The following is a 1,996-nucleotide window of genomic DNA, read 5'->3' on the forward strand; positions in this document are numbered from 1 at the left end:
GGGGCGGTGTGTCCGAATCACCATTGTTGATCAACAATCAGGCAGCTAAAGCTGGATCCGAACCAGTATGGCCGTAATGCGTCCAATCTGAGGCGGTTGGCGGCAACCTATGAGAAATCCGGGCTAGAACTCCGAGTAATGAAGCTTAGGCTGCGGAAGATATAAGACACCCTCAATTCCTTGGTGCTTTCGTAGCTGAAGTAGATTCGAATAATCTTATCCTGCTCCCAAGCTTGAAAAGCGATTGACGCGACGCCTTCTAGGTATAGATAGAAGATCTCGGCCTTTCCAGTGACAAGCTTTACACTGACTGAATTTCCCGAAAATGGGGAATGCGTGAATATGAGGTCTTGGCCATTTTCATATCTGTAAATGTAGGAAAAAAGCGCCTCATCAGGATCATGCTCCAAAGAAAGCCCGAATCCGCGTTCAAAAAAATCAAACTCTTCTGGTACCTCATAGTCCATTACGATACGACTCCCATCTACACATAACGCCTGCAGCATGCGCGCCCTTGAAATGGAGCCGAAGGCGCAATGTAAAGGGCGTCGCCGTGCCTGCATTGGTTAGCTTATTGACGCCAGTGTATATGCTGATAATATACTTTATGATCAACTGGGCACAAGTTACTGGCTTTGACTGGGACGAAGGCAACTCCCGCAAGAACGCGGAGAAACACGGCGTAAACCAGCCCGAAGCGGAAGAAATTTTCTTTAACGAGCCGCTTCTGGTGCTGGATGACTCCAAGCATAGCCAGACTGAGGCCCGTTTTCATGCCCTTGGTGTAACGGATGATGAGAGACTGCTCCACATTACGTTCACACTAAGGCAGAACGGTACGTTGATCAGAGTGATTTCCGCTCGCGACATGCACCGTAAAGAGAGGGCTGTTTATGAGCAAGCTAAAAAAGATGCCTGAATTTAAAACTGAAGCAGAAGAGCGAGAGTTCTGGGAAACCCACGATTCCACAGATTACCTGGATTGGAGTCAAGCCAAGCCGGCATCGTTCCCGAAGCTGAAACCCTCAACCAAGACGATCTCACTCCGGTTGCCGGAAACCTTGCTTGATCGGATCAAAATCGAAGCCAACAAGCGGGACATGCCCTATCAATCACTAATCAAGGCTTGGCTTGCGGACGACGTGAACGACAGCCGTCGGACCTGAGGTGCTAACGCCCGCCATCAACGGTGACAGAACCGCAGCGAAGCGGAGGGTTTGGCATCCGGTGCATGGCCTGGTTACACCTCACTTTGGTCAGTGAAGCTGACTAAAAACTTCCGGGTGTTGCTCAGCAATGCGCAGAAGCGCAACCGCAGGACCCTGCGGCTCGCGCCGACCCTGTTCCCAGTCCTGAAGGGTTCGCACACTCACGCCCATAAGACCGGCAAATGCTGACTGCGACATATGGAGTTTCAGCCTGATCTCTTTGGGCGGTGAAGGTTCTGACAGCTCATGCGTTCGTAGCGCCGATTTGCCCTTCTTGAACTGCTTGATTTCATTGATGCCGCCTAGAATCTCTGCCCCAAGGTTCCTGTCACCCATTTTTGATTGCCTCCGCTATCTGCTTGAGCGTATGGCCAGGGATGCTGGCGCGCTCTGATACCACCGCTCTTTCCCGAACCCGCCGGTGCCCATCGAACTTTACGAACACCACCCGAACCTTTGATCAGATCTCCCGCATCTGGCTTCTGTAGAAGGTAGGTTTGAAGCCCACGGTACCGGCGATTTTCAACCCTGTTGCGGCCAGCCCATGAGCCTTACCTTCTGGCGTCGGCCCTGCCGGTGGCCCGTCATCCGGCGACGATGTCCGGCCTGAGCCTTTCTTTAACTGACATGCACCTCAAAGGGAGAAGCCAACGCACCTTATGACATCACGGCCAGGGCAAACCGGCTGTCGGCTTCACCGACGGTTCCGGGCGCCCCTGTCCTGGCGAAAATGGCCGACAAACGCCAAGGCTAAAGCACCTCTGGGTTCGCCGACGCTATTTCCTTAA

Annotated in this window: 4 protein-coding genes; 2 read left to right on the forward strand and 2 right to left on the reverse strand. The window is 52.8% G+C overall.

Annotated features, from left to right (window positions below; genetic code table 11):
- Positions 1–107: 107 nt before the first annotated feature.
- Positions 108–467 carry a hypothetical protein gene (locus tag EZI54_RS23565; protein WP_207389336.1) on the reverse strand — a complete coding sequence of 120 codons (360 nt, stop codon included), beginning with the start codon at positions 465–467 and terminating at the stop codon, positions 108–110.
- Positions 468–607: 140 nt separating this feature from the next.
- On the opposite strand from EZI54_RS23565, the gene EZI54_RS23570 reads away from it, so the two are divergent.
- The gene (locus EZI54_RS23570) at positions 608–919 is read left to right on the forward strand and encodes a BrnT family toxin (protein WP_131484291.1); all 312 of its coding nucleotides are present in this window, start codon (positions 608–610) and stop codon (positions 917–919) included.
- On the forward strand, positions 894–1,166 hold the full coding sequence (locus EZI54_RS23575; RefSeq protein ID WP_027830482.1) for a BrnA antitoxin family protein: 273 nt from the start codon (positions 894–896) through the stop codon (positions 1,164–1,166). The genes EZI54_RS23570 and EZI54_RS23575 overlap by 26 nt, the downstream gene beginning before the upstream one ends.
- Positions 1,167–1,256: 90 nt before the next feature.
- On the opposite strand, the gene EZI54_RS23580 is transcribed toward EZI54_RS23575, so the two are convergent.
- A complete protein-coding gene (locus tag EZI54_RS23580) occupies positions 1,257–1,544 on the reverse strand; it encodes a helix-turn-helix domain-containing protein (protein ID WP_131484292.1) in 288 nt (95 codons plus the stop codon).
- Positions 1,545–1,996 lie beyond the last annotated feature (452 nt).

The organism is Marinobacter halodurans, from assembly GCF_004327985.1.
Lineage (GTDB): Bacteria > Pseudomonadota > Gammaproteobacteria > Pseudomonadales > Oleiphilaceae > Marinobacter_A > Marinobacter_A halodurans.